Origin of the sequence: Alteromonas lipotrueae, from assembly GCF_019249255.1 — a bacterium.
In the GTDB taxonomy this organism is placed as follows: domain Bacteria; phylum Pseudomonadota; class Gammaproteobacteria; order Enterobacterales; family Alteromonadaceae; genus Alteromonas; species Alteromonas lipotrueae.
In genome coordinates this window covers 1-26,281 of record NZ_JAESDJ010000013.1, presented here as the reverse complement: position 1 = coordinate 26,281, position 26,281 = coordinate 1, and the positions used below count along the sequence as shown (strand labels likewise).

24 protein-coding genes, 1 tRNA gene and 2 pseudogenes are annotated in these 26,281 nt (G+C 42.7%); 19 read left to right on the top strand and 8 right to left on the bottom strand.

Going from position 1 to position 26,281, the window contains the following annotated elements:
• The first annotated feature begins 249 nt into the window (after positions 1 to 249).
• Positions 250 to 2,769 (top strand): hybrid sensor histidine kinase/response regulator, encoded by a 2,520-nt coding sequence (locus tag KYS23_RS16045; RefSeq protein ID WP_246604445.1) that lies wholly within the window; start codon positions 250 to 252, stop codon positions 2,767 to 2,769.
• 70 nt (positions 2,770 to 2,839) lie between these two features.
• On the opposite strand, the gene KYS23_RS16040 is transcribed toward KYS23_RS16045, so the two are convergent.
• Positions 2,840 to 3,616 (bottom strand): CmcJ/NvfI family oxidoreductase, encoded by a 777-nt coding sequence (locus KYS23_RS16040; RefSeq protein ID WP_218397941.1) that lies wholly within the window; start codon positions 3,614 to 3,616, stop codon positions 2,840 to 2,842.
• A 175-nt stretch (positions 3,617 to 3,791) separates the two neighbouring features.
• On the opposite strand from KYS23_RS16040, the gene KYS23_RS16035 reads away from it, so the two are divergent.
• The 3 genes from KYS23_RS16035 to map all read left to right on the top strand — a co-directional run bounded on the left by KYS23_RS16035 (position 3,792) and on the right by map (position 5,295).
• Positions 3,792 to 4,013, top strand: a complete 222-nt coding sequence (locus KYS23_RS16035; protein ID WP_159531446.1) for a hypothetical protein — start codon at positions 3,792 to 3,794, stop codon at positions 4,011 to 4,013.
• A 312-nt stretch (positions 4,014 to 4,325) separates the two neighbouring features.
• Entirely contained in the window at positions 4,326 to 4,532 is a 207-nt protein-coding gene (locus KYS23_RS16030) for a ParD-like family protein (protein ID WP_057792933.1), read from the top strand.
• On the top strand, positions 4,525 to 5,295 hold the full coding sequence (gene map, locus KYS23_RS16025; protein WP_218419381.1) for a type I methionyl aminopeptidase: 771 nt from the start codon (positions 4,525 to 4,527) through the stop codon (positions 5,293 to 5,295). The genes KYS23_RS16030 and map overlap by 8 nt, the downstream gene beginning before the upstream one ends.
• A gap of 4 nt (positions 5,296 to 5,299) precedes the next feature.
• Here map and KYS23_RS16020 read toward each other — a convergent pair whose 3' ends face one another.
• Both KYS23_RS16020 and KYS23_RS20745 read right to left on the bottom strand, forming a co-directional pair.
• The gene (locus KYS23_RS16020) at positions 5,300 to 5,656 is read right to left on the bottom strand and encodes a HopJ type III effector protein (protein ID WP_218419380.1); all 357 of its coding nucleotides are present in this window, start codon (positions 5,654 to 5,656) and stop codon (positions 5,300 to 5,302) included.
• 917 nt (positions 5,657 to 6,573) lie between these two features.
• Positions 6,574 to 7,545, bottom strand: a pseudogene (locus KYS23_RS20745) (integron integrase).
• Between the two features lie 234 nt (positions 7,546 to 7,779).
• Between KYS23_RS20745 and KYS23_RS16000 the strand changes: the two are divergent.
• From KYS23_RS16000 to KYS23_RS15990, 3 genes are all read left to right on the top strand, one after another.
• A complete protein-coding gene (locus KYS23_RS16000; RefSeq protein WP_159529783.1) occupies positions 7,780 to 8,193 on the top strand; it encodes a hypothetical protein in 414 nt (137 codons plus the stop codon).
• A gap of 91 nt (positions 8,194 to 8,284) precedes the next feature.
• Entirely contained in the window at positions 8,285 to 8,671 is a 387-nt protein-coding gene (locus KYS23_RS15995; protein WP_159529781.1) for a VOC family protein, read from the top strand.
• Positions 8,672 to 8,787: 116 nt separating this feature from the next.
• Complete coding sequence (locus tag KYS23_RS15990) at positions 8,788 to 9,099, top strand: hypothetical protein (protein WP_159529779.1); 312 nt, start codon at positions 8,788 to 8,790, stop codon at positions 9,097 to 9,099.
• A gap of 303 nt (positions 9,100 to 9,402) precedes the next feature.
• On the opposite strand, the gene KYS23_RS15985 is transcribed toward KYS23_RS15990, so the two are convergent.
• On the bottom strand, positions 9,403 to 10,308 hold the full coding sequence (locus KYS23_RS15985; protein WP_159529777.1) for a LysR family transcriptional regulator: 906 nt from the start codon (positions 10,306 to 10,308) through the stop codon (positions 9,403 to 9,405).
• 176 nt (positions 10,309 to 10,484) lie between these two features.
• On the opposite strand from KYS23_RS15985, the gene KYS23_RS15980 reads away from it, so the two are divergent.
• The 10 genes from KYS23_RS15980 (at position 10,485) to KYS23_RS15935 (ending at position 20,104) form a co-directional block, all read left to right on the top strand.
• Positions 10,485 to 11,471 (top strand): 2Fe-2S iron-sulfur cluster-binding protein, encoded by a 987-nt coding sequence (locus tag KYS23_RS15980; protein ID WP_218397953.1) that lies wholly within the window; start codon positions 10,485 to 10,487, stop codon positions 11,469 to 11,471.
• Positions 11,472 to 11,580: 109 nt separating this feature from the next.
• Entirely contained in the window at positions 11,581 to 12,837 is a 1,257-nt protein-coding gene (locus tag KYS23_RS15975) for an aromatic ring-hydroxylating dioxygenase subunit alpha (RefSeq protein WP_159529774.1), read from the top strand.
• A complete protein-coding gene (locus tag KYS23_RS15970) occupies positions 12,834 to 13,313 on the top strand; it encodes an aromatic-ring-hydroxylating dioxygenase subunit beta (protein ID WP_232370594.1) in 480 nt (159 codons plus the stop codon). The genes KYS23_RS15975 and KYS23_RS15970 overlap by 4 nt, the downstream gene beginning before the upstream one ends.
• 22 nt (positions 13,314 to 13,335) lie before the next feature.
• Positions 13,336 to 13,650 (top strand): non-heme iron oxygenase ferredoxin subunit, encoded by a 315-nt coding sequence (locus KYS23_RS15965; RefSeq protein WP_159529772.1) that lies wholly within the window; start codon positions 13,336 to 13,338, stop codon positions 13,648 to 13,650.
• Between the two features lie 77 nt (positions 13,651 to 13,727).
• On the top strand, positions 13,728 to 14,699 hold the full coding sequence (locus KYS23_RS15960; protein ID WP_218419373.1) for a TAXI family TRAP transporter solute-binding subunit: 972 nt from the start codon (positions 13,728 to 13,730) through the stop codon (positions 14,697 to 14,699).
• A gap of 25 nt (positions 14,700 to 14,724) precedes the next feature.
• Positions 14,725 to 15,366 carry a maleylacetoacetate isomerase gene (maiA, locus tag KYS23_RS15955; protein WP_218419371.1) on the top strand — a complete coding sequence of 214 codons (642 nt, stop codon included), beginning with the start codon at positions 14,725 to 14,727 and terminating at the stop codon, positions 15,364 to 15,366.
• 38 nt (positions 15,367 to 15,404) lie between these two features.
• On the top strand, positions 15,405 to 16,436 hold the full coding sequence (locus KYS23_RS15950) for a cupin domain-containing protein (protein WP_246604444.1): 1,032 nt from the start codon (positions 15,405 to 15,407) through the stop codon (positions 16,434 to 16,436).
• Positions 16,437 to 16,470: 34 nt separating this feature from the next.
• Positions 16,471 to 17,169 (top strand): fumarylacetoacetate hydrolase family protein, encoded by a 699-nt coding sequence (locus KYS23_RS15945; protein ID WP_218419369.1) that lies wholly within the window; start codon positions 16,471 to 16,473, stop codon positions 17,167 to 17,169.
• Between the two features lie 216 nt (positions 17,170 to 17,385).
• Positions 17,386 to 17,829 carry a DUF4158 domain-containing protein gene (locus KYS23_RS15940; RefSeq protein WP_159529762.1) on the top strand — a complete coding sequence of 148 codons (444 nt, stop codon included), beginning with the start codon at positions 17,386 to 17,388 and terminating at the stop codon, positions 17,827 to 17,829.
• Between the two features lie 598 nt (positions 17,830 to 18,427).
• Entirely contained in the window at positions 18,428 to 20,104 is a 1,677-nt protein-coding gene (locus KYS23_RS15935; protein WP_218419366.1) for a DUF5597 domain-containing protein, read from the top strand.
• Positions 20,105 to 20,856: 752 nt separating this feature from the next.
• Here KYS23_RS15935 and KYS23_RS15930 read toward each other — a convergent pair.
• Positions 20,857 to 21,099, bottom strand: a pseudogene (locus KYS23_RS15930) (transposase zinc-binding domain-containing protein); the annotation flags it as partial.
• Between the two features lie 392 nt (positions 21,100 to 21,491).
• Between KYS23_RS15930 and KYS23_RS15925 the strand changes: the two are divergent.
• Positions 21,492 to 23,195 carry a protein adenylyltransferase SelO family protein gene (locus KYS23_RS15925; RefSeq protein WP_218397959.1) on the top strand — a complete coding sequence of 568 codons (1,704 nt, stop codon included), beginning with the start codon at positions 21,492 to 21,494 and terminating at the stop codon, positions 23,193 to 23,195.
• A gap of 59 nt (positions 23,196 to 23,254) precedes the next feature.
• Here KYS23_RS15925 and KYS23_RS15920 read toward each other — a convergent pair whose 3' ends face one another.
• A complete protein-coding gene (locus KYS23_RS15920; RefSeq protein ID WP_159529757.1) occupies positions 23,255 to 23,635 on the bottom strand; it encodes a glutaredoxin domain-containing protein in 381 nt (126 codons plus the stop codon).
• A gap of 321 nt (positions 23,636 to 23,956) precedes the next feature.
• Between KYS23_RS15920 and KYS23_RS15915 the strand changes: the two genes are divergently transcribed.
• Positions 23,957 to 24,391, top strand: a complete 435-nt coding sequence (locus KYS23_RS15915) for a DUF1499 domain-containing protein (RefSeq protein ID WP_218419364.1) — start codon at positions 23,957 to 23,959, stop codon at positions 24,389 to 24,391.
• Between the two features lie 145 nt (positions 24,392 to 24,536).
• On the opposite strand, the gene KYS23_RS15910 is transcribed toward KYS23_RS15915, so the two are convergent.
• Together KYS23_RS15910 and nadA are read right to left on the bottom strand one after the other, a co-directional pair.
• Positions 24,537 to 24,626: transfer RNA gene (locus KYS23_RS15910), tRNA-Ser, on the bottom strand.
• A gap of 178 nt (positions 24,627 to 24,804) precedes the next feature.
• Positions 24,805 to 25,860 (bottom strand): quinolinate synthase NadA, encoded by a 1,056-nt coding sequence (gene nadA, locus KYS23_RS15905; protein ID WP_159529753.1) that lies wholly within the window; start codon positions 25,858 to 25,860, stop codon positions 24,805 to 24,807.
• Between the last annotated feature and the right edge of the window lie 421 nt (positions 25,861 to 26,281).

The window sequence follows — 26,281 nt, the reverse complement described above, 5'->3', positions numbered from 1 at the left end:
CCCCCGTTACACTAAGACGTTACCAAAAACGACTTCTAAAAAGAACACGAGGAAATGCTTCAGCAAAGAGCAATCAAGCCAAAAACATTAGACTAAAGACTAAATTTTATATGGCGCGCTGGATAATTATCCTAAATTCAAGACATGAGGTTTTATCTCTGCTAATTTGCGAGAAGTGAATTTAGTTCGTTGGTGTTAGTTTAAGCCTAGCAATCACTCAACAAGACGTAAGAAAATACTGTGCTATCCATGATCCGATTTTATCTTAAAGTTCTAGCAATAGTTGGCCTTAGTATATTTAGCCACGTGGTGAATGCCAATGTATTGACTGAACTTGAGTCGTTAGATTCACGGGTTAAAACTGAAACCCCAATGCCTATTGGCGAGGTAATATCGACGCTAGAAACGCGTTTACTCACCCCCGACTTCACCTCGCTTGAAAAAACCAAAATAGCCGTTAGATACGTTCAACTTAAACTCAAGTTACATCACACCGCCCCTGATGATGTTTTGACTATCCTTGAATATTTAGTCGCTGAAACGGAAGATGGGTTAATCATTAAAACCGGGCTGGCCAGAATGAGTGGTATCAATGCCAACTACGACCGGTCTTATCAGCTATTCGGTGAAGTCATACAATCTCCTGCAGCCAGCCCGTCTGTTAAGGCTATGGCGATTGCGTATCTCATACTTTCGTACAATGAAGGGCAAGTTTTTGCATCAAGCGTTAACTTATTAAACACCCTCAACGACCTGGTTTATGAAAATAACTTCGCTTATGCCACCGCCCTGTACCATTACATGGCCGCAGATTATTATCATTCGGTAAAGTCCTTTGATATTGCCTTTGAGTATTATGAGAAGTCGTTAGCAGAGGCAAAAGCGCTCAATGAATGGCCGCTTGTCAGTGACAACCTGTACGCCATTGGCATTTTGTTTAGAAATATGGGCAACTTCGATAAAGCGATTACCTACTTTGAACTGACCATAGAATCAGACAGAAATATAGACATTAATTACGCAGAATATATTGCCCTGTATGGAATGGCGTCTACCTATTTTCGCACTGACAACATTGAAGAGGCCTTGAAACTGGCTGAAACTGTCACCTCTCACCCGCTTACTACCTCTTTTTACGATAGCGAAATTTATAGATTAAAAGCGAAAGCGCTGATGGAACGCGGACGTTTGAGAGAAGCGAGAGTGGCCCTTGACCAGTCTCGCAGCACCTATGATGACTACCGAGTAGGTGAGAAGACCACGTGGCGTGCAGAACTTGAAAAACTCGCCTCCCAAATTACTGCCAAAGAAGGTGATTTTGAAACGGCGTACAAAGAGTACGAGGTTTACCATAACGAATATCTTGAGGCTAAAAAGTACGAAGATTTAGAGCTATTAGAGAGCGCAAACTTAGTTTACGAAATAGAGCAGCAAAAAGAAAAAACCACATTACTAGAAAAAGAAAACCGTGCTATTTCTGAACTGCTTAACGCTAGGGAAGCTGCTCAGCAAACGCAAAAGCTCTTCACCCGGTGGCTGGTGATTTTTATTGCATTAACACTTGTCACCCTGGTTATTATTTTAATTTTGCTTAAAAAGGCACGTAAGACCAATGCTCTCTACATTTCAGCGAAGGAAAAAGCAGAACTTCATAGCAGGCTTAAAACAGAGTTTATTTCTAACATAAGCCACGAAATTAGAACCCCTCTGAACGCCATCATTGGTTTTGGGCAAGTACTGACTGACAAACTAGAAGATAAACAAACTAAAAAGCTGACCAGCCAAATAGTTAATTCATCTGAAATGCTTCTGCAACTTATTAATGACTTACTGGACTTCTCTAAAATTGAAGCGGGCAAGTTAACTCTAGATTACGGCCCTTATAATTTACGTCAAAGCATACGAAAGCTACTTGATATATTCCACGCTCAAGCAAGTAACAAGGGTTTAACGATTAAACTAAATATCGACAAAAACCTTCCAAAAGAGATGATTTTTGATGAGCTTAGGCTTAAACAAGTACTCGCCAACTTGATTAGCAACGCCATTAAATTTTCAAGTGCTGGGGTTATAGAAATAGGCATTGAGGTTAAACACAAAGACAACACCCACTGCTTGTTCGACGTATGGATTCAGGATAACGGCATCGGTATCAGCAAGTCCCAACAAGAAAACTTGTTTCAGCCCTTCATTCAAGCTGAAAGCTCAACGGCACGAAAGTATGGAGGCTCAGGCCTAGGCTTAAATATTTGCAATAAATTATTAGAGCAAATGAACTCTAAACTTCACGTTGTTAGCGCCATTGGACAAGGTTCACGCTTTTATTTTACGTTGGAATTTTGTCATTCAATAGGTGACGAATACATTCATAACCAAGAAGCCGCGCAATTAATTACCCAGTTCAAAAAGACACGCGTACTATTGGCCGAAGATAACGACATAAACGTTGAAGTTATAACGGCAATGCTAAACGCCACAAATCTACAAATACTCCGTGTTGCCAACGGAAACGACGCTATTCACAAATTATCTCAACAATCGTTTGATGTTATTTTGATGGATATTCAAATGCCAGAGATGGATGGGTACGAGGCCACTCGGGTTATACGCCATCAAATGAACGGTACCTTACCCATTATTGCATTAACAGCAAATGCCATGCAGCAAGATATCGATGCCTGTCTACATGCAGGCATGGACGACCATGTTAGCAAGCCAATAAGAAAAGAAAAGCTGCTTGAAGTGTTAGATAAATACCTTAACCCTTAAAAACGGAGTCATCTCGACTTATACACCCCCTTATTTTCTGTTATGCGCTCCCGAGTATGTCAAAAATAAACTAATACCGAACAAGCGTGCGCGTTTCTATGCTTTGGCGAGGTCTTGTCGTAGCAGTATCACCTTCCATATCTAGTGCACTATGCGCCAAATGCGGTCTTCCACGGTTATCATAAATATTAAATATTATCGCTTCTTCGGGCGTCATATCAGACTGATAGAACCACTCGTGTGTTTTGTTTTCAGCTACCCCTAATATTTGGCCTTTGCGATCAGGGTATTCTAATTCGATGTTCATCCAATCATCTTCTTGCATCGAGCGTGGGCAAATAAACCCTAATGGCGATGACGGTATCTTGTATTCCACTGGGCGCCATACATTCACAAATCCAAAATGCCCTTGCTGAAACTCATGCGCTCTTTGAGCTCCTACAACATCTACCAAACGCTTTTCTACCCCACCTTCACTGTAGTCATTGTGAACATTACGGGCAGGTCTGCGCGTAGCATTAAGGTCGTCAATTCGTACTGTGTGGTCGAAAACAATCACTTCTTTTGCTTTTATCTGCTGCTGTAGAATGGCAGTAAGCTCACTTTCATAGTCGCTCGCCCACGCTTCAGATTCATCAAATGCATGCACCTTTGTCGGTGCATTTATAAAAATGATCCCATCTTCATCGAAGTCCACTGAACGCGTTTTATTTCGAATGTCAGTAACCGGCACCTTGACTGAAACTAATTCCGGCGAAATCAAATTTCCAACAACACCATTAACATCAAAATGAAATGCCTGAACTTCGTTACTTTTCACATGATAGTTTACTGTGGCTATAGCCATATAACGCACTCCTTAAAAAACGGTATAGGGTTCCTCCCCGATGCAAAGGAATATAGTTTTTTAGAGGCGAGAGATAAATGGGATACAGATATAAACAGAATTCTGAAATTGAAGATAATAGCGCTTAATATTGAACCAGGTTTGACGCTCTTCACCTCTTGCAACAAGAAGAACAATGCGGCATCCCACTTCTTTTCCTTCGGTATACCACTTCGCCAGTGCTGATGAAAAATTGGGTGCGTCAGTTTTTCATCAGCACTACATCATCCTAAATAATCTACTTTGCTTAACTTTGAGTGGTGGTTATGTTGGAAAAGACGCAACAAAAATAAATATTCACGTCATTGGTGTGGCACACAGTGATGAAACACTGTGCGATGCCCTGAGCCATGCTTAACAAAAACCTTTAGTGCAAACCAACCATTTAGAGGCACGCAAGGACAGTGTAGCAAGTTATCTAAAATCTGCCGACTCGACACTTTACGAGGTGCAAGGGGTATAAATTTCAGATTGTCTAACTTTCGCTGGAATGCGCTCACAAACATCGACCTGTTATTGGAATCGCTCTCTAGCATCAATACCACTTGCGACAACAAGTGTTGTACTAGTTTTGCTAACGTCTGCTGTTATTAAGTCTAAAAACCCAGAAATGGACAATATATATAGAATAGTACATTATGTAGCATAATATATACCTACTGGGTTGGTTATGGGAATTGTTAAAATATCTGATGCATTGCATGAAGAGGTGCGCAAAACCAGCGCAGTGATGGAACGTTCTATTAATTCGCAAGCAGAATTTTGGATGAAAGTCGGCCGGCTAGCAGAGCAAAATCCCAAATTATCTTACGAACAGATCATTGATTTAGAGATGCGCTCTCAAAACGTATTTTCAGTAAGGTTGGTTAGTGAATAGCCTTATAAAATCGACAAGTGAAATTTCACTCATGCGTGAATCTGGCAAATTACTGGCAAAGGTTTTTAGCGAGTTAGATAGTTTTATTGCCCCAGGTATTACCACCCTTGAAATTGATCGCTTTGTAGAACGGTATATTGTTGATTGCCTTAATGCGAGACCCGCAAGTAAAGGGCAATACGGGTATCAATTTGTGCTTAATAGCTCTGTAAATGATGTGGTTTGCCATGGCGTTCCATCTGCTACCAAAAAGCTCAAGAATGGCGATATCGTCAACATAGACATCACCCTAGAAAAAAATGGTTATATTACAGATAGCAGCAAGATGTACGCTATTGGTACTGTTTCACCTATAGCGAAAAGATTAGTTGATGTGACGTATGAAGCGATGTGGAAAGGTATAGACACCGTTAAGCACGGCACGACAATTGGTGACATTGGCTTTGCTATTCAGCAGCATGCGCATAAACATGGTTACAGTGTTGTTCGCGATTATTGTGGCCATGGTATTGGCAAAGAAATGCACGAAGAGCCAGAAATAGTCCACGTGGGTAGCACGGGAACTGGGCTTAAATTGGAAGCAGGTATGACATTCACAATAGAGCCCATGGTTAATCAAGGAACGTACAAAACAAAGCTTAAAAAAGACGGCTGGACCGTGGTTACAAGAGATAAGAAGTTATCTGCTCAATGGGAACACACGGTATTGGTAACGGCGACAGGCGCAGAAGTACTAACGTTGAGAGATTCTGAGCCTAGATAAAAACCTAGCTGTTAACGGATAGCGGGAATGTCTCAAAACTCACCCCTTCCTGCCCTGTCTGCATAAAATTGCGAATGTTCGCGTGGTCATCACCATCAGGATTTTTCAAAACGTCATCACGATAAAAACCACCAAACAGTGCCAATGTCTGCGCTTGGTTAAGTTGAAGGTGCTGGCCTAACGCGAGTAACTTGCAAGAACCATTGTTTTGGTTAGCTTCATTAGTTACTTCGCCATTAGTAAAGGCCGTTGGCGTGAAAGTAAATGCATTATCGATAAGGGCAATAACGTCAACAAACTCAACGCTTTCAGGAGAATCATTAAGGTGCTTTGTTAAGGCATCGACATTGTTGTAGCTCATAAGAAATTTCCGTAACGAATTTGAAAAAACGGAATTTTAAAATCGTATGTATAGGGTTGCAAGCAGGTTTACATGCTTCTGGGATCTATTTAAGGAATAGGCTGTACTAAAAAAGTCGAAAAGAATGAATGCCGATATTGAAAGAAATGATAAATCTAGCGCTGAGTTACCCTGAAAAATAATAGTCAGGAAGTGTATTGCTTAAGCTTGGCCTGACACGTTGACTTGGGTCAACTCGACAGACTGTAATGAACGATCAAGAGACCTGAGCAATGTGCAAAATATGCACTTTCCTATTTGTACAAACATGTCTGCACAAATGACTCATGGGGTCCAAAATAGAACATATGGTCAACAGCCCGTTGACCAATTAAAAGTGCAATAAGCTGTTGCACAAAATGCAGCAGCTAAACAAGCGTCAAATATCCAACAGCTTGTTGGACAATTTATTAAGAACATGATTTCACAAATTTGGCTGAGTAGATTTAGCAAGATGGATTTGCAGTAGGAGCAAAAAATGCACCTACTTAACGTCTTTTGTTATCGCAACGATTAGTCGAACAGTGTTTTCAATAATAGGTCATCTGGTATCTTATCTTTGCAGTGTTAATCTCTAAGTGTCTCAAGATCGGCTTTTGGTACATGGCCGATATTCGGCTTCGTGCGATAACCAGTCACTGATCGCAGTCTGATTGAGGGGCTGCTGAAGACAAACAGCAGACCTCCAGAGTTTAGGTTTTTAACTTCCCAGTTATGCCATAAGGCGGCCGCATGCACTCAGGGTTTAAATGCTTGCTGTATGCAATAAGCAGACATTGGTTTTTTCGTTTTATAGATCTGAAATGAGCAGAGGTATGTCCGCTATAAATTGAGTAGGTGCTTTTGGTGCCAAAGCGGTCAATAGTGTTAATACATCATCAAAATAAACGACTCAAAAGACTTACTACGTCATTAGCGCCTTGCTGAAGAACATGAGTATATATTTGAGTAGTTTTTACATCAGAATGTCCCAGTTGGGCCTGAACCGTCCGGATATCTGCGCCAGACTGTAGTAAGTGGGTAGCAAATGAGTGCCTTAAAGTATGAGGCGTGATTGGCTTCTTCAAACCCTACACCAATACAGCTTTTTTTACCGCTTTGCGAACGCAAGTAGGATGAAAATGATGTCTTCTTATTTCACCAGTTTCTGGGTCTGCGCTCAATTTATGAGAGGGAAACAGGAACTGCCAAGCAAGCGATTTATTCGCTGAAGAGTATTTTTTAGCAAGTGCATGAGGCATCCAAACACCGGCGTATTGCTCATTCTGTATATCGAGTCTCAGGTATTCATCAACCTGCGCTATTTGATTTCTAAGTAATGGAATAAGCTCCGTTGCCAAAGTAACGACTCGGTGTTTTTGGCCTTTACCATTCCAGACTCTTAAACACTTGCAATCGAAATCAATATCTTACACGCGCAGTTGCACAGCTTCCATGCTCCTTAGGCCACTGCCATACATCAAGCCAGCAATAAGATAGTAACGTTTATCCAATCTTGACATAAGCAGCTTCACTTCATCTTGCGTCATAACAATGGGTAGTTTGGGTTGGCGTTTACTTCTGGCAAAATTCAAATTGAGAGACAGTTCATTCTTTATAATGTGCTTGTAAAGAAACGATATCGAGTTTAATGCAGTGGCTTGCGTGCGCCGTGACACATTTGCATTTAACGCCAAATGTTCAAGGTATTGTTCAACTTCATTATCACCCATTGATGAAGGGTGACGTTTCCCATGAAAGTGAATAAATGCTGAAATCCATTTTAAATATGTAGAGACAGTCCTTGGGGAATACTGTTTTAGCAGCATGTAGTCATTTATGTGATTTAAGAAAGGAGACTTTGTTTTCATGAACTTTTAATACAACTGTATTTATATACAGTTATAGCTACCTTTCCCCTATATTCAAGCAAACGACCCAATTGCGCGTTTGCATCCTAAAATTAAATAGCTTTATTTTCTTGCAGCCATTGTCTGCATCGGCTTTCACAAATTTGGTAATCATGACAATATGGACAAAAACGAGCGGTAGCTCGGTAGAAAAACGCGCAATTTGCGCCTTATTAAATTGTTAGGCATACACATATGAAACTTAGAGTTCTCGTATCTTTTTTTATTTTTACTAGCTTGAGTTTTTTAGTTGGGTGTCGTGATCAATCAGTAGAATTTCAATCAGCATGTTTCAATAATGAACCGAATCCGAAAAAGGTTGGTGTGTGGATGTACCAGGCTGGAAGTTGGCAAGATGGGAGAAAAGAGAGTTCTGAGTGGTTTGCGCTAGGATACGAATCTGGTGCAGCAACACTACAACGAGAGGAATTGCTATATTGCTTTTTCGTTTTTGGAGATCTTGCCGACGAGATGAGTATTTGTAAAAACGGAGAGTTAAATATTCTGAGTGCAACTGATACAGAACTAAAAGGCAATTATAATCTAAAGTTAGAAAGTGGGTTAGAGCTTAGAGGTGTTTTTAATGCTAGTTACTGTGCGCCTGAATGATAGCGATGCCTAACAAGAAAATTGAAGCGGACATTGCCAAGAGCGGGCAACGCCGCTTAATTTGGTGTTATGCACCTAGGAGACATCGGAAGTGATTTCACACATTACGTTAGGAACTAACGATCTTAATAAAGCTATTGAGTTTTATGACCAAATTCTTGGTCTAATCGGTGCAAAGCAAGTAGCAAAAACAGAAGACGTTGTGTTTTATGCATTTCCAGGCTCTGATACAAAGTTATCCATTACTAAACCACACAATAAAGAAAATGCAACATTCGGTAACGGAACTATGTTGGCTCTCAAAGTTAACAGTAATGAACTTGTTAAGAAGGTCTATCAGCTAGCAATCAGCTTAGGCTCGACTTGCGAAGGCAAGCCTGGCCCTCGAAATGATAATGCTTATTATGCTTGTTACATTAGGGATTTGGATAATAATAAAATCGCTATTTTTCATAGAGATAACAGTGTAAGTGCATAACAAACCACTCAAGGTACTCGCGCTGCTCGCTGGAGAGTTCCCCCTATACGCGGGGCGGCTTCGCCATTATGCCCCACGTATCTGCGCCCCTTAGCTTAAAGTTAGGTGCTACAAGTATGCTCAAACGTATGTTTGATTATTTTAAACTCAAACCTAAAGTACAAAGTGAAATTTCAAACTTTGTTTTTATTGGTATCATACTGGGCATCTTTCCATCGTTTAGCTTTATTGCGTTTGTGACAAAAGAGTTCGGACTTTCACCTGAGATGAATTTACATCAGGTTGAAAGTGGTGGGTTAATAATGACTGGACTTATATTTTTACTTATAGCCACCATGATATTGTTTATACTCTTGGGAGCTATCATTCATGCTGTATATCTAGGGAAGATGCGAATAAGTCCCAGATGTGAGATCATAGCAGTATAGTAAATCGCAACGACCAACACCCATGAGCCAACAGTTAACTTTTGCCGACAGTGAGTTTTCCAGCAAGCGGCGTCAGACCCGTAAACCATTCCGTCAATAAGGATGACGTTAGCCGGTTCAACAGGCTATGAGCCAACAAGATGGTGGCAGAGATACTAGTGAGTTAGGACGTTTGGCTAGACGCTTTAAAAGCAAGTGAATGACGATATTACTCATAATATGAGCCATCGCCATCCTGCTAGAAAGGCCTGCCTTACTGACAATGAGACTCTTATCAGGATGACTAGAATTGAACACAGTTTACTATTCTGAAAACAATTCAAAGATCAAATTCCGAAACCAGACATTGCCCGTGTCCTGATGATAACGGCGATGCCAAAACATATTGATTTGCGCTGGAGGAATATCGACAGGATGGGCTTTCACGATTAAATTCAGATTTTCGGCCGTTTGTAGACCCAGCTTTTCGGTCACGGTGGCAATAAGATCGGTTTTTGCCACAATGTAAGGTGCCGAAATAAAGTGCGGGAGTTTCAATTTACTGACTCGTAATACTCCGCTTTTTGCTAATAATTTCTCCACCCTACCATGTCCTGTATCTTGAGCCTCTATTATAATGTGCTCTGATTTAGAGAAGTCTTCTAAGCTTAACTTACCCATCGCACAAGGGTGTCCTTCTCGCATCAAACAAACATAATCTTGATCGAATAAACGACGCTGATAAAAACCCGCTTCCAGTTGTGGTAACAGTCCAATAGCCAGATCCACACTGCCTGTTTCTAGCTCTTCTTTTAGGGAGTGTCCTTGGTCTCTTACCGTGCTGACTGAAATATTAGGGGCGTGCTCAGCAAGGTAGGCCATCAGACGCGGCAACATATAAATCTCCCCTAAATCCGTCATATTGATGCAGAAAGATCGGTCACTCGACAAAGGATCAAAACGCTCCTGATAATTTAATCCGTCTTGCAATGTACTCAACGAATAGCCAATAGATTCCGCAATACTATCTGCAAATGGCGTAGGTCTCATACCTCGCGCCGTCCTTTCAAATAACTCGTCATGCAAGGCCAGCCTTAGCCTCGCAAGCGCATTACTAACCGCAGGTTGTGTCAATCCTAGGTGCTCTGCTACCAAACCAGTTTTCCGTTCTCGGTACATTAGTTGAAAAACAACCAGCAAATTTAAATCAATATCTTGTAGTCGAATCATGGTAGAGATCTCACTGATGTGAATAATTATTATTAGGATTATTTTATATCTGAATATTTCAATAACTTCTATAGTCAATTCCATGCAAAAGCATCGCACATAAATCAAACAATAATAAGAGACCTTTTCACGTCATCACAGTAGCCGTATAAAGATCTCAATAAATAAGAGCGACCATGGAAATACTCATTAAACCTGTCAATAAAACGATCAGTGCCTCACAAGGCAGCACCTTGCTAGAAGCGTTTTTGGAAAATGACATTGCCATTTCCTATAGCTGCCTCTCAGGTCGATGTGGAACCTGCCGCTGTAAAGTTATTGAAGGTTCAGTGAACGGACCAGCGGCTGCAGAAGGACGTTTAGCACAACATGGCCAATTCGTTTTAGCCTGTCAAAGCCGTGTTGAAACGGATTCGATTATTGAAATCCCAGAACCTGATGAAATCGTTACACACCCAACAAAGACGATAAAAGCGGAAATAGTTTCTTTCGATATATTATCGAATGATGTACGTAGATTAAGACTCAAAACCAACAAAACCTTCGAGTTTTCTCCCGGTCAATTCGCCAACCTAACCTTTTGGCGTGAAGACGGTACTCGATCTTACTCTATGGCAGGCACAACGGACGATGATTCGTTAGAGTTCCACATTCGTCTTGTGCCAAATGGTCGAGTGACATCCAAGCTCGATGAACAAATCAAGATTGGCGAATCCATCAAACTCAATGGCCCACTTGGAGCCTCTTATCTTAGACGTAAAAATACCGACCCTATGTTGTGTATTGCTACCGGGACAGGGCTTGCACCTATCCTTTCAATTGTCCGAGGCGCACTAGAATCTGGAATGCAAAATAACATTCAACTGGTGTTTGGCGCGCGCACTGAAGAAGACTTATACGGCTTGGATTATTTGGAAAAATTGGCCTCTGAATACGCCAACTTCCAGTACCTAATTGCCTTAGATCATACAAAACCCAATAGTCCACATTTTCGAGGTCTGGTAATCGAGGCCATCACAGAACGTTTTCCAGAACTTAAAAATTGGCGCATTTATTTAGCGGGAGCACCAGCCATGGTGGAAGCCGCCTCTTTGGTTTGCAGCAAACGCGGAGCCGATATCGATCGTATATATGCCGATGCCTTTTACCCTAGCGGGGTTTAACAGCATTTATCTAATTTTTTGACATAAAAGTAAGGCCTTTACAGGAAACCAGTCATTTCTTTTTAAGGCCAATATTCAACCCATAATAAAGACCAAAAGGGCGAATAAAATGAGTCATGAAAATCCTATTCCAATGGCACCTGTTTGGGAGCATGAAGACACCAGTCGAATTCCCTTTTGGGCTTATACAGACGAAGACATACACAAGCAGGAGCTTGAGAAACTCTTTTATAAAAAACATTGGTGTTATGTCGGATTAGAAGCCGAAATTCCACAACCTGGCGACTTCAAACGCACGGTTATTGGCGAACGTTCCGTCATTATGGTCCGTCATGAAGATAACAGTATTTATGTGGTTGAAAACGTTTGCGCCCATCGGGGCATGCGTTTTTGTCGAGAAAAACATGGCCATGTCAAAAGCTTTACCTGCCCTTATCACCAATGGAATTACGACCTAGAAGGCAAGCTGCAAGGGGTTCCTTTCCGCCGAGGTGTCAAACAAGATGGCAAAGCAAAAGGCGGCATGCCTAAAGATTTCAAAACATCTGATCATGGCTTAACCAAACTATTAGTCGCAACGCGCGGCGGTGTTGTTTTCGCCAGTTTTGACCAAAATGTTGAGTCATTTGAAGATTTTCTTGGCCCCACTATGTTGTCCTACTTTGATCGGATGTTTAATGGTCGCAAGCTCACCTTGTTGGGTTACAACAAACAACGTATTCCAGGCAATTGGAAACTGATGCAGGAAAACATCAAAGACCCTTACCACCCAGGTTTACTGCATACCTGGTTTGTCACTTTTGGCTTATGGCGTGCAGATAACCGCTCTGAGTTAAAAATGGATGAACATTTTCGCCATGCCGCGATGATCTCAACACGAGGCTCAGGCGGTAAAGACACACAAACCACGAATGTTTCCAGTTTTAAAGAGTCCATGCAGCTCAATGACCCTAGCTTCTTAGATGTCGAAGTCGAGCCATGGTGGGATGGCCCGACCGCCGTCATGATGACCCTCTTCCCAAGCGTCATTCTGCAACAGCAGGTTAACAGTGTCAGTACCCGTCATATTCAACCAAACGGCCATGGTTCATTCGACTTTGTTTGGACGCATTTTGGCTACGAAGACGATACCCCCGACATGACCGAGCGTCGTTTGCGCCAAGCGAACCTGTTTGGCCCTGCGGGCTTTGTTTCGGCGGATGACGGTGAAGTTATTGAGTTTTCTCAACAGGGTTTTGAGCAGAAACCTTTCCATCGTTCACTGGCAGAACTGGGCGGGAAAGAAATAGAAGAAACCGATCATATGGTCTCTGAAACCTTAATCCGAGGCATGTACGCCTACTGGCGCAAAGTGATGGGAGTATGACAATGAAAGCCGACAACTACCTAAAACTGACTCAATTTTACCAAAATTACGCCGCTATGGTTGATCAAGAAAATTGGGACGCATGGCTCGACATGTTTAGCGAAGATTGCCTTTACAAGGTTCAAGCCAGAGAAAACTATGAACGCAACTTGCCCATGGCCGCGTTATCACTCACCAGTAAAGGCATGCTGAAAGACCGTATTTACGGTATCACAGAAACCATATTTCACGACCCTTACCACCAGCTGCATCTGGTTTCATCGCCTCTGATATTAAGTGAATCAGATGACGGCATCATTGAATCACAAGCTAATTACACGGTTTTTCGAACCAAGAATAATGGCATTGCTGAAGTCTATAACGTCGGTCGTTATCTGGATCATTTACGCCTAACGGAACAAGGTATTCAGATCAAATCTCGACTCTGCATTTTTGACAACGAGATGATTCTTAATTCTTTGATTTACCCAATTTAATACTCGAAAAAAGAGGTTTTCCATGAGTGACAACTGGATAGAGACCATCAGCATTGACGATGTTCCTGAAGACGATGTCATTGGCGTTACGGTCAATGGTCATCAAATCGCGCTGTATAAAGTCGAGGATGAAATCTTTGCGACAGACAATGTCTGCACACACGGGCATGCCCTATTAAGCGATGGATTTTTAGAAGACGGACAAATCGAATGCCCGCTTCATCAAGGGAGATTCTGTATAAAAACGGGAAAAGCCATGAGCGAACCCTTGACTGAGGATATCAAAGCGTACGCAACTCGAATGGAAGACGGGCAGGTTTTCCTAAAGTTTAGATAAGGTTAATACCTCGTTCGTAGAACCATCGCGAATCACTTAGCCAGCAAACAATAACTATAAATAACCTGGAGAGAACAATGAAAAAAACAATATTATCACTGATCACTGCGAGCGTTATTACACTAGTCTCTAGCAATATATCGGCACAAATTTTGTCGATCGCGTCACCACCACAAGGTTCTATTTGGAACACCATGAGTAACGGCATAGCCAATGTTGCGCGCTCTAAAGCCAATATCAATTTGGTTGTTCAACCCTATAGTGGTAATCGCGCTATGATGGATGCCGTTAACCAAGGCTTAGCCGAGTTTGCTATTAATGATATCAATGACGCCATTGTCGCGGTACAGGGAAAGGCAGATTATAAAGGTAAACAACGTCGTCATTTAAAAGTAGCACTGCGCATTAGCCCTCAGCCGATTGGCATTTTTGTCAAAAAGCAATCCAAAATTGACCGCATCGAAGACCTAAAAGGGAAACGAGTCGCTTCGGGGTGGAATGCGTTTCCGATTGGCCGCCCGCATATGGGAGCCATGCTGGCGACTGGCGGTTTAACTTGGGAAGATGTAAAAAAAGTTCCTGTCCCTGACCTAATCCGTGCCGCAGACAATCTTTCATCAGGCCGACTGGACGCCACTTATTTTGCCATTGGTGGACCAAAAGTAGCGGAAGTAGATGCTTCCGTAGGCGGTGTGAAATTCTTACCGGTTAACACAGATCCAGCAGCACGCGATGTCATTCTTAAAGTACGTCCAGCCTTTTATTTTTCCGAAGTAAAACCAGCGCCACATCTAGTTGGCATAGACCAACCAATCCAAATGCTGACTTGGTATAACGTTCTAATCGTTAACGATAAAGTATCTGACGAAGATGTTTATCACATGGTAAAAGCCATTCTCGAGAACAAAGACGCTTTAATCAAAATATTCCCAGGTTTTAAAGCACTCGCAGTTAATACCGTGAATAAAAACTATCCGGGGATTCAATATCATCCTGGTGCCATTCGTTACTTATCTGATCAAAAAAACAGCATCAAAACCGTCACCTAATTCGACCCAATCATAGGAAAAAACCATGCAGTTATATAACTTTTTTAACAGTTCAACGTCCTACCGAGTGCGAATTGCACTCGCCTTGAAAGGACTAAGCTACGAGCATCATGGCGTCAACATTCGTATTGGTGAGCAAGCAACCGAGAGCCATATAAAACTCAATCCAGCAAAGGGCGTCCCTGTGCTGATTACGGATGACGGCCAAACACTCACACAATCCATGGCTATTTTGGACTATTTAGAACTCACCTACCCTGACTCGCCGTTACTGCCTAAAGACTCATTAGAACGGGCAAGGGTTTTAGAAATCTGTCACATGATTGCAAGCGACATGCATCCGGTTAATAACCTTCGCATCCTAGGCTATCTCAAGCAGCAACTAGAGGTTACGGATGAACAAAAAACGGTGTGGTATCAACACTGGATTCAAGAAGGGTTCGAAGCACTGGAAAGCCGTTTAAACGAATACGGCTATGGTGATTATTGTTTTGGCGATCAGGCCACATTGGCAGATTGTTGCTTAGTCCCACAAGTGGCCAATGCTCTGCGTTTCGGCTGTGATTTGTCGTCTTTTACGAAAGTCTTAAGCATTTATGAGCACTGCCAACAAAACACGGCTTTTCAACAAGCCGCGCCCAACCAACAGCCCGATTTCATCGTTTAATTTTGTGAAATTGAAAAATAAATAATAAGGAGTTTCCCATGCAATCATTAGGTACTCTTGATGATTTACCTCAATCCTACCGCGATAAATTAACCGATTTAAACTTGGTGCCACTCTGGCCCAATATGCGTGCCGTTTTGCCTCATAAGGTCCCGAGCCGTAAAACCCAAACGTTAAATTGGCAATTTGACACACTTCGTCCTCTGTTAATCGAAGCAGGGGATTTAACGCCGATGGAAAAAGCCGAACGTCGCGTATTGGTGCTGGCTAATCCAGGACACGGGCTAACCAACATGCAAGCCACTCCCAGTATTTATATGGGGTTGCAGTTAATATTACCGGGCGAAACCGCCCCCAATCACCGCCATACACCCAACGCCGTACGCATTATCATTGAAGGCGAAGGGGCAACCACCATTGTCGACGGCGAGCCTTGCATCATGGAACGAGGTGACTTGATTCTGACGCCATCTGGAAAATGGCACGAGCACCAGCACGACGGCGACGGACCGATTATTTGGTTAGACATACTCGATCTGCCTTTGATGTATCAACTAGAAGGCTCTTGGGCAATTGAGGGAAAAACTCAGACCAAGGTGCTTGAACGGGATAAATCCTTTGCCGAATACAGCGCCGCAGGCGTGGTGCCTGAATTGGATTTTAAAAGAGAGAATACGGATTCGCCGATGCTGCGCTACCCATGGACAAGAACACGGGCTTGTTTGATGGAAATGGCTCAGCACTACAGTGACAGTCCAATCCGCATCGCTTATGTCAATCCAGAAAACGGAGCCAGCTTATTCCCCAGCATTGGCTTTGGCGCCATGATGCTACGCCCTAACGAAACCCTATCTTTGCCTAAACGCACAAGCGCCAGTGTTTTCCATATTGTCGAGGGTCAAGGCACTCTACAAGTGGATTCAAACGACGCTTTGCTATGGACAGAAAAGGACACGCTCAGCGCGCCCGGTTACAGCGAGGTAACGCTCAGCAACACCTCTGCAACTGAGCCTGCGTTCATTATCACTGCCGACGAAGCGCCACTACATCGTTACCTCGGTATTTTTTAACCCTTATCAATACAGCATTTATAAAAGGAAAAACATGACAAATAAACTCGTATTCCCCGCTAAAGAAACCATTTTGGCGCCCATTGAAGGCTCTGATAGCCTGTTTCCTATCCATCGTATTTTTTGTGTGGGACGAAATTACCATGCTCATGCGGCGGAAATGGGTGCCACCGTTGATAAAAGTGTACAAAGTCCTTTTTACTTTATTAAGGATGCCAGTACTTACGTGGCAACAGGGGCAAGCATTGATTACCCTCCCCAAACAGACAATTACCATTATGAAATGGAATTTGTCGTTGCGATTGGTGAAGAAGGCTTCAATGTCAGTGAAGAGAAAGCCGAAGACATCATTTTCGGCTACGCATGCGGTTTGGACATGACCCGTCGAGATCTCCAGTTAAAAGCGAGAGAAACAGGCCGTCCTTGGGATCTGGGTAAAGACTTTGAAGAGTCTGCGATTCTGGCCCCCATTGTGCCAATAGGTAAAACAGGTGTGTTAAACGACGGCAAAATCGAATTGGCCGTGAATGGTGACACCAAACAATCTTCGGATATAAATTTGTTAATCTGGAACGTGCGTGAAATTATCGCCGACTTGTCCAAATTTTACCATCTACAACCCGGCGATTTGATTTACACTGGTACGCCAGATGGCGTTGGGCCTGTCGTTTCTGGAGACAAAATAAGCGGAAGTATCGAAGGTATCGGCGATATTCAGCTAACCATCCGTTAGTCCCCCCGTCAAAACATCATCAATAAAAGCTCCTAAATTAATGAAACATAGGGAGCTTTTTCTTAAGTGCTGAAAAACGACCATGACGGGGTAGTTTGGACATTCCCTCTTAATTTTTCAATTATCTCTGTAGCCCCTATCAGACTTGACATGCAGAGGACTGTCAATTTTCAATAATTTGATGTGATGGCCTATACTCTCAGTATTTGGGCAAAAATGTCTTTTGAAAAACGACTGAGCATCCTTTACCAATCCGAAATAGACGATCTTTACGGTATTCCCGCGCTTGATGACGAACAAAGACGTCAATATTTCTCGCTGAATAGTATTGAAGGAGATGCAGCTACTCGCATCCGCAATATTTCACATCGATGTTTCTTTGTTGCCTTACTGGGCTACTTCAAGATCAAACCCATCTGTTTAAATGCGTCATTTGGTGATACTGAATCCGATCTTCGTTTTATCGCAAGTGAACATTATGATAAGACAACTTTAAAACGTTTCACGGTGAGTCCTGCGCAAATCTCGCGGTTCTATAAGCGTATATTTGAACTGCTTAACCATCATGAATGGAATAAATCATGGCAATCCCGATTATCCGCGCATGCCAATGAAATTGCGGTTACGTGTATAGAGCCAAGATATTTATTTGATGCATAAATTTGCGCGGTTCCTTCCCTAAAACTGGTTTGTAAAACTGCCTATCCCACTTTTCAATGTCTTGAATAGTGGTATGAAGACCGCCATCACCAACCCAAAAAACGTTAGCCATGTTGTTGATGTATTCACCTGACAGACTAGCGGTAAAAGAAGATTAGAGCGTAATTCATGCTGAAAATCAGCACGAAGAGGCTGGTATTACGTTGACATCACGGGAGCGTCCATATATGTCTCGATAGTAGCTCGCAGATACTGACAAACCTGAGTTCTGGGTAAGTAATGCCTATCTGTCATCGTAATGTGGTTGCAAAGTAGAATAACCCAAGGCAAAGTTATATTCACAATAAAATCAATTTAGAAGCCGTAGAATGATGGAAAACAAGTCGGCTTTTTTCAGCCTCGATAAATTGCTGTACGTTGATTGCCGCAAATGGCTATTATTTAAAAACTATTAACAGGGGTGAATAAATAGCAGGTTCTGGCCTATTTATCGCACCAATAATCTGCTGAGATAGAGCGCCGTAGTATGCTTAATATCAATTTCCGTTTCTCTCAAGCGCTCGTGATGTTGACGTGTTTAATGTCTTTAGTAGGCTGCATGATGACGTCAAAAGATCCACAGCCAAGTGTCGTATCGTTTGGGCAATCGCATGAAAAAGCGCTGAGTGTCGCCACAAATATTTTACCTAAGTTGCATATTCGCAACGGGCGCAGCGTTTTCTTCGTGGATAATAAGCCTTTTTTGATGCTTTGCGCTCAGACAAATAATTCCAGTAATTATGTGGCCGCACTGCCATCAGTGTGGGAGAGTGTCGAGGCGTTGGGAGCCAATACACTGCAAATCCCCGTTTCATGGGAGCAGATTGAGCCGATTGAAGGTGAATTTGATTTCTCGTTTCTCGATACGTTATTAGAACAGGCACGAACACGAAATGTACGTGTTGTTCCTTTGTGGTTCGGTGCTTTTAAAAATACTTCTCCAAGTTATACTCCTCCTTGGGTTAAGCTAGACAATCAGCGTTTTCCTCGAATGATACGACCTGACGGGGATAATCACTATGCGCTCTCGCCGCACAGTCAGGAATTATTTATGGCTGAACGCAAAGCATTTACGGCGTTTATGCGGCATTTGAAAAAGTATGATCGTCAACACACGGTAATCATGGTGCAAGTAGAAAACGAGGTCGGTGTATATGGCCTCGTTCGCGATCATTCAGCGTTGGCAAATTCAGTGTTTGAAGCGCCGGTTCCGCCTGAACTTTCGAAAAATTTAGGCCTTAAAAACGGTATTTGGCGCGATGCTTTTGGTAAAGACGCCGAAGAAATGTTCACGGCTTATGCGTTTGCTCGTTACGTAGGCCGACTCGCTGAGGCTGGGCGGGAAGTTCTGAATTTACCGATGTATACCAATGCGGCGCTTCGTCATCCCACGGCCAAGCAATCACCGGGGCAATACGCCACTGGTGGGCCAACGTTTAACGTTCTCGACGTGTGGAAGGTAGGCGCCCCTGCAATAGACATGCTAACCCCGGATATCTATTTACCCAAATCTCATGACTACAATGCAGTATTAGACCAGTATGCACGGATTGATAACCCGCTTTTTGTTTCTGAAACGGGAACTCACGATGCCTATCCTCGTTACTTTTTCGAAGTTTTGGGTCGCGGTGCCATAGGCTTCTCACCTTTTGGTATCGATGATGCTGACTACAAAGTTCACCCTAATGATATAACGGGGTTTAAACCTGACGATATCGAAGGGTTTGCGGCAAACTACGCCCTGATCAAAAATGCTGCCAGTGAGTGGTCACGTCTGGGTTTTGAGAACGGTATCTGGGGTGCAGCACGCGGAGATAACAACGGTTCTCGTCATTTTAATCTTGGGAGTTGGCTTGCCGAGGTTAGCTTCGATGAGTGGCCATTCGGTTATCGGGCCTGGTCCGCGTCAAATGCAACAGGACTCAAGCAGCCGAATGAGTTCAAAAATGCCGGTGTCCTTATCGCAAAAATGGATGAGAACGTATTTTTAGTGACCGGGAAAAATGCCCGAATTGAATTTAAGAAAAACAACGAAACACTACCAAACCAACAAGCGATCTTTGTGTCCGTTGAAGAAGTTGAATTTACAGACGCAGAGTGGCTTTTTCAGCGAATGTGGAACGGCGATCAAACGGACTACGGAATCAACTTTACCGGTCTGAACAAGACCTTTCGAATTACGCTGGGGAGCTATAATTCGAAAAGTGCTCAACGTTCAAAACCTAAGTCTTATTAAATGCGAATATTGATTGACCCTGTGACCAAATGAAGTAAACATCCACTCGAACGAATATTTGTAAAGACATATATCCGCTTGCGGAGTTATAGAAAAAGGAGAGTCGACAGATGGAGTTAAAGTCAATAGAAGATATCAAAGCTCTTAATTAATATGTAAAGATAGAGCAAATTCAAAGAATCGAAAAGAAATATCATCGACTTGGTTTAGTGCCATATATAACTTTTGGTACGCTATTGGTTTATTTTATTTTTCTTAGCACTTCCGTTTATTGTAAATCAGTCGAAATTCCTCGTAGCGAAACTGTCAGTTTAATTGAAAAATCAACATCTAGAGTTTATCCGCTGTTTATCAAAACGCCACGTTCTTACTCGCCAAATACTGACAAAACATACCCTGTTATTTATTTGACTGATGCCCCATACGCTTTTCAGTTGGCGTCTTGGGCTACACGGTTTCCAATGAGCTCTGGCGCTATGAAAAAGGCTATAATTGTTGGTATATCATCAAAAGGTGAGTAGAAGTAAAACTAACGCTACCCTTCGTTACAGCTGGCTTTTAGGTTGGTTAGATGTTCATTGCTAAGATGGTTTAAGCATTTTGGTTAATAGGACAGTTGTCATTGTTTGATCTTTTCAAGCCTTTGGTACAGCAATTTTGGAATTCGAGCGCAAGCTGCCCTAGCATGACAGGATTTATTTCTTAGTATCTTATTTTGCTTTTGTCTACGCCCCAAAGTTGAAGTCGCGCTGAACCAGTTTCTCAAGCTTGCAGTCGTCACAAACTACACGCAAAAAGCCATGCTCAAGCCGACCACACCTAAGAAACTCTTCAAACTCTTTTTCCACATGGTGTGGTAACGACTTTCCTTGATGTCCAAGCTGCTTCAGAAATTCTGGATAGTGATGTTCGACCAATTGATACAGTATTGTCTGCTCTGGACGATGTCGTTTAAAGGTATGAGAGTGAGTTGCTAGCAATGGCATCCTTGCCATGAATTGGCATCAAAGTGTGTCAATGAATTTCATGTAAATCTACTGATCAATAGGGTGGGAAATGCATTGCGCCAAGGTCCGCTCAACGCACATATTACTGCCGTTCTAATACAAACGTGTGATCGGACGCAACTGGCAAATTTCTGAATTTCGGGTTAGGTAAAAATAGCCTATACCTTAACCCTAAATTGAAACCGCTAAATAATGCCTTTTATTGATGTAGTTAAGTGGCGACGTTTCTCAGTATCGTTTAATGACGCTTGTCCATTGCCGAATATATTGATGCACTGTAACTTCAATTATTCATTGCAGTGTAAAGTCTGATCGATTCAAGTAACCAGATTCATATGTAGTACAATGCCGTCTAAATCAAACGTTTTAAAGGGGCGCCAATGTTAGACGATCAAGAAAATAAAACTGAACAGCCAATTCAAACTATTAGCGACCTTGCAAAATACGTTGATTATTCGTTTCTAGGCAGCCTGGTTGTGGATCCGCACGCGCAAGAAGACGGCAATGAGCATAACCCAAGGCAGGTATTCTCTGGCCATTATGTACCGGTAACGCCCACCCCTATTGAAAACCCCATGTACGTTGTTCATAGCCAAACGTTCTTCGAAGAATTAGGGTTTAATAATAGCCTTGCCCACACGCCTGAATTTATGCGCTTATTTTCTGGCGACATGTCTTCCCTTCCCGCCGAAATAAGGCCTTATGGGTGGGCTACCGGCTACGCTTTGTCAATTTATGGCACCGAATATATTCAGCAATGCCCATTTTCAACGGGCAATGGGTACGGAGATGGACGAGCTCTTTCAGTACTAGAAATTGTTACTAATGGAAAGCGCTTTGAAATGCAGTTAAAGGGCGCAGGAAGAACACCCTACTGCCGAGGTGCAGACGGCAGAGCGGTATTGCGCTCCAGTGTGCGAGAGTTTTTAGTACAAGAGCATATGCACGCATTGGGTATCCCTACTTCTCGCTCTCTCAGTTTATTTATGTCTCAGTCTGAAACTGTCGACAGACCTTGGTATTTAGAGGGCTCTAACTCTCAAGACCCAGAAGTCATGGTGCCAAACCTTGTGGCCATCTCAACTCGCGTTGCTCCTTCTTTTATTCGCGTGGGTCAGCTAGAACTTTTTGGAAGACGGGCAAGAAGCAACGAACACCCTACTGCTTTAAATGAGCTTCAGCTTCTGGCAGCACATTTGATTGAACGTGAGTATAAAGGTGATATCGATACAGCCCAACCATTTGAAGCTCAGCTTGTTGCCCTTGCTACTGCCTTTCAAGACCGACTCACATCACTTGTGGCGCATTGGATTCGAGTAGGTTACTGCCAAGGAAACTTCAATAGCGACAACTGCGCGGCAGGAGGCTATACACTAGATTACGGCCCCTTTGGATTTTGTGAGTTGTTCGACCCGGCTTACCAACCATGGACTGGTGGAGGACGTCATTTCTCGTTTTTAAACCAGCCTGTAGCGGCAGAAAAAAACTTTGATATGTTCTGTCGTGCCATCGAGCCCTTGCTCACCAATGCACCAGCTGAACTAGAAGCATTACGTGATGTGAACAGCAATTTTGCCTCGGCCATGCAAGAAAAGATGGACAACATGTGGGCCGCAAAACTCGGGCTTAACGCTTACGATAATGAGCTGCTGCTTCAACTATTACACTTAATGATGCGCACTGGTGTGGACTATAACCACTTTTTCAGAGAGCTATCTAACCATCCTAAGGATGTTGAAGCACTAAAAACAAGTTTTTATACTGAGCTTAAAGAAAGCTTGGTTTTTGAATGGAATGAGTGGCTAAAAAGTTGGCGAGCTCAACTTGAAAAGTCGGGTGATATTAACGAAAGCGTTAAGAAAATGAAGCTTACCAACCCTAAGTTTACATGGCGTGAATGGTTAGTGGTGCCGGCGTATAAAGACGCGGAAGTTGGCAATTTTGATCGCATTCACGCGCTACAAGACGTGCTTACTAAACCCTACGAAGAACAATCAGCGCAAACACAAAGCCATTATTACCGTTTGCGCCCTCCAGAATATTTTAACGCTGGCGGTATTTCCCACTACAGTTGTTCTTCTTAGAAGGTTAGCCCTTTATTAGGGCTAGCCGTTACAGTAAAGCTAGAAACTATAACGAGCAGTTACTTTGCTTCAACAAAGCGCGTTTCTAAATAGCCAATAATCGCTTTAGAGTCATATAACCACTCAACGCTATCTTTATTTTCAATTCGAAGACATGGCGTTTGAATTTTTCCGCCACCTTGTAACAACTCCTCTCTATACGGCGACCCCTCTGATACGTTTCGCTTTTGAATAGGCACATTGTATTTGTACATTGCTCGGCGAGTTTTAATGCAGAAAGGGCAACCAAAGAACTGGTATAAAGCCAAATTTTGGCTTTCTTCAGCCACCTGCACTTGTTTTTCTGGCGAACGTTTTAGTTTAGTGCCACGGGTAATGACATCTATAAAAGCAATGATGGCCCCGAGTAGGTTGCGAATAAGGGTTATAAAGAATTTCATTTTACGGCTCTACTAACGAATGATGAAATAAAAACGTGATTGTACTACTTGATGCCGCCCTTTGATAATTAAGATCATGAAATTTATTCATGTATCGATTGTGTAAATCTGCTTATTCAAAAGACTTTTAATTTTGGTGTATCGATAAGCTGAGTTTGAAACATATTATACCTGCACAACTTACGTCTTTAGATCTTACGCCTTCACGACTAACAAGCTAAACACCAAACAACACGCAGACAGGTGAATATTAAAAAGGTAGAAAACCTGTGTTAATCTGTAACTGAAGTACAAAGCGATGTTCAAACACAAAGAGAAATTATGAAAAAGCGGTATTGGCTACTTTGTTCGTTACCTCTAGTAGGTTGCTCTACTATCCCACCCGAATTAGGTGTCAGCGGCGAAACCCTAAAAGATTGCCCTATTACTCCTAACTGCCATAGCAGTATGGATAAAAACGCTCAAGATATAGCACCTATTTTATTTAAAGGCTCAAGGGCGCAAGCGAAAGAGAAATTAGTGGGCATTATTAATTCGCTACCTCGAACCACAATAGTTGAGGAGCAAGATAACTACCTAAGAGTAGAATTCAGGTCGCACTTAATTGGTTTTGTTGATGATGTTGAATTTTTGCTTTCACAAAAAGTTGGTGATAGAACGCAGATTGACTTTAGATCGGCATCGCGGCTGGGCATTTCTGATCTTGGCGTAAACAAAGCGCGAATGAAAAAGATTAAAGTTTTGTTCGCACAGTGATACTGAAAACTTTAAACCCCAAATAACTGAGGTTTTTTATGTTTAAAACGAGTGAGGTTTTTATTTCTTAAAGTGTTTACCAATCATAGAATTACAAACACAAAAAAGCCCCGCTCTTCGCAAAGAAAACGGGGCTTTTTTTATTTGGCGGAGAGAGAGGGATTCGAACCCTCGTTAGGTTTAACCCTAAACACACTTTCCAGGCGTGCGCCTTCAGCCACTCAGCCACCTCTCCAAACTTTGTGCTATTTGCGGTGAACGCAAACAACGAAATACTGCTTGGTAATTACCTTACGCGCGGACAATTCACCTTAAGCGCGCGTATAGTAGGTAAAGCGAGTGTCTTAATCAAGACGTTGCGCGAAAAAACACGCTAACTGCTGAATTATTACTCGCCTTTGCCTTATTAAGCGTTACAGGCCGCCTTTCGCTTTCAATTCTTCCGAGAAGTTGAGCATACGGTCGAGTGGGATTAAAGCGCCCTCACGCAGGCTGTCGTCAACGAAAATCTCATGCCCTTCATACGTAGCACCTAATGAGGCTTTTATCGCCTCAAGGCCGTTCATGGCCATCCATGGGCAATGAGCACAGCTCTTACACGTTGCGCCGTTTCCACCAGTAGGAGCTTCAATAAACGTTTTGTTTGGCGTGAGTTGCTGCATTTTATAAAAAATGCCTTTATCGGTTGCCACGATGAAGGTGTCGTTAGCCATAGTTTGCGACGCTTTAATCAGTTGGCTAGTTGAGCCTACTGCGTCAGCCATGTCTACCACACTAGCGGGTGATTCAGGGTGAACCAATACTGCCGCGTTAGGATACAGCGCTTTCATATCAGCCAGCTTCTGCGCTGAGAACTCATCATGAACAATACATTCGCCCTGCCACATCAACATTTCTGCGCCAGTTTGTTTGGCAATGTACGAACCTAGGTGGCGGTCAGGCCCCCAGATGATTTTTTTACCTTGGCTATCTAGGTGCTCAACAATCTCTAGCGCAATACTTGATGTAACCACCCAATCAGCTCTGGCTTTCACGGCAGCCGAAGTATTCGCATAAACCACGACCGTGTGATCGGGGTGAGCATCACAAAACGCACTGAACTCTTCAATGGGGCAACCTATGTCTAAGGAGCAGGTTGCTTCCAGTGTAGGCATAAGTACTGTTTTTTCTGGGCTGAGTATTTTTGCTGTTTCACCCATGAAGCGAACGCCCGCTACGATTAACGTTTGCTCTGCGGCATCACGACCAAAGCGCGCCATTTCTAAAGAATCAGCAACACAACCACCGGTCTCCTCCGCTAATGCCTGAATTTCAGGATCGGTATAGTAATGCGCAACCAACACAGCATTTCGCTGTTTAAGCAAAGATTTAATCTCAGCTTTAAGCGATGCTCTACGGGCATCTGATAATGGCTGCGGTTTAGCGGGAAAAGGATACTCTACCTGTTCCACTCGAAAGGCTACTGACATTGACCTACATCTCGGTTGTGACAAGGGCGTGGATTATACCCAACTGTCATAAAAAATACATACTACTTAGTTAAGGATGATTGACCAATTTTCAACCATACCATCCTAAAAAATTGAATTACAGATAGAATAAATGCTAGTAACGAACTAACGCAAAGCGGCAACCACATTTTTTCGGAATTGTTAGCAGAAGATAGCCTGACAGCGCTGAGTTTATTTTACTTTAATATTGTGTTCTGGAGCAGCCTTAGCACAGACCCGTAATAGGTAGAAGGCATTTTCTGGAGATGACGCTTTGGGGTTGATATTTTTAGTAAAGAAAGCGTGGTAGAAAGCGCTTTAAGAAATGATGGTGGGTCGTGCTGGATTCGAACCAGCGACCAATTGATTAAAAGTCAACTGCTCTACCAGCTGAGCTAAC

Coding starts and splice junctions, on each gene's coding strand:
- KYS23_RS16045 (WP_246604445.1), top strand. CDS start 250: ATGATCCGATTTTATCTTAAAGTTCTAGCAATAGTTGGCCTTAGTATA.
- KYS23_RS16040 (WP_218397941.1), bottom strand. CDS start 3,616: ATGGCTATAGCCACAGTAAACTATCATGTGAAAAGTAACGAAGTTCAG.
- KYS23_RS16035 (WP_159531446.1), top strand. CDS start 3,792: ATGCGGCATCCCACTTCTTTTCCTTCGGTATACCACTTCGCCAGTGCT.
- KYS23_RS16030 (WP_057792933.1), top strand. CDS start 4,326: ATGGGAATTGTTAAAATATCTGATGCATTGCATGAAGAGGTGCGCAAA.
- KYS23_RS16020 (WP_218419380.1), bottom strand. CDS start 5,656: ATGAGCTACAACAATGTCGATGCCTTAACAAAGCACCTTAATGATTCT.
- KYS23_RS16000 (WP_159529783.1), top strand. CDS start 7,780: ATGAAACTTAGAGTTCTCGTATCTTTTTTTATTTTTACTAGCTTGAGT.
- KYS23_RS15990 (WP_159529779.1), top strand. CDS start 8,788: ATGCTCAAACGTATGTTTGATTATTTTAAACTCAAACCTAAAGTACAA.
- KYS23_RS15985 (WP_159529777.1), bottom strand. CDS start 10,308: ATGATTCGACTACAAGATATTGATTTAAATTTGCTGGTTGTTTTTCAA.
- KYS23_RS15980 (WP_218397953.1), top strand. CDS start 10,485: ATGGAAATACTCATTAAACCTGTCAATAAAACGATCAGTGCCTCACAA.
- KYS23_RS15975 (WP_159529774.1), top strand. CDS start 11,581: ATGAGTCATGAAAATCCTATTCCAATGGCACCTGTTTGGGAGCATGAA.
- KYS23_RS15970 (WP_232370594.1), top strand. CDS start 12,834: ATGACAATGAAAGCCGACAACTACCTAAAACTGACTCAATTTTACCAA.
- KYS23_RS15965 (WP_159529772.1), top strand. CDS start 13,336: ATGAGTGACAACTGGATAGAGACCATCAGCATTGACGATGTTCCTGAA.
- KYS23_RS15960 (WP_218419373.1), top strand. CDS start 13,728: ATGAAAAAAACAATATTATCACTGATCACTGCGAGCGTTATTACACTA.
- maiA (WP_218419371.1), top strand. CDS start 14,725: ATGCAGTTATATAACTTTTTTAACAGTTCAACGTCCTACCGAGTGCGA.
- KYS23_RS15950 (WP_246604444.1), top strand. CDS start 15,405: ATGCAATCATTAGGTACTCTTGATGATTTACCTCAATCCTACCGCGAT.
- KYS23_RS15945 (WP_218419369.1), top strand. CDS start 16,471: ATGACAAATAAACTCGTATTCCCCGCTAAAGAAACCATTTTGGCGCCC.
- KYS23_RS15940 (WP_159529762.1), top strand. CDS start 17,386: ATGTCTTTTGAAAAACGACTGAGCATCCTTTACCAATCCGAAATAGAC.
- KYS23_RS15935 (WP_218419366.1), top strand. CDS start 18,428: ATGATGACGTCAAAAGATCCACAGCCAAGTGTCGTATCGTTTGGGCAA.
- KYS23_RS15925 (WP_218397959.1), top strand. CDS start 21,492: ATGTTAGACGATCAAGAAAATAAAACTGAACAGCCAATTCAAACTATT.
- KYS23_RS15920 (WP_159529757.1), bottom strand. CDS start 23,635: ATGAAATTCTTTATAACCCTTATTCGCAACCTACTCGGGGCCATCATT.
- KYS23_RS15915 (WP_218419364.1), top strand. CDS start 23,957: ATGAAAAAGCGGTATTGGCTACTTTGTTCGTTACCTCTAGTAGGTTGC.
- nadA (WP_159529753.1), bottom strand. CDS start 25,860: ATGTCAGTAGCCTTTCGAGTGGAACAGGTAGAGTATCCTTTTCCCGCT.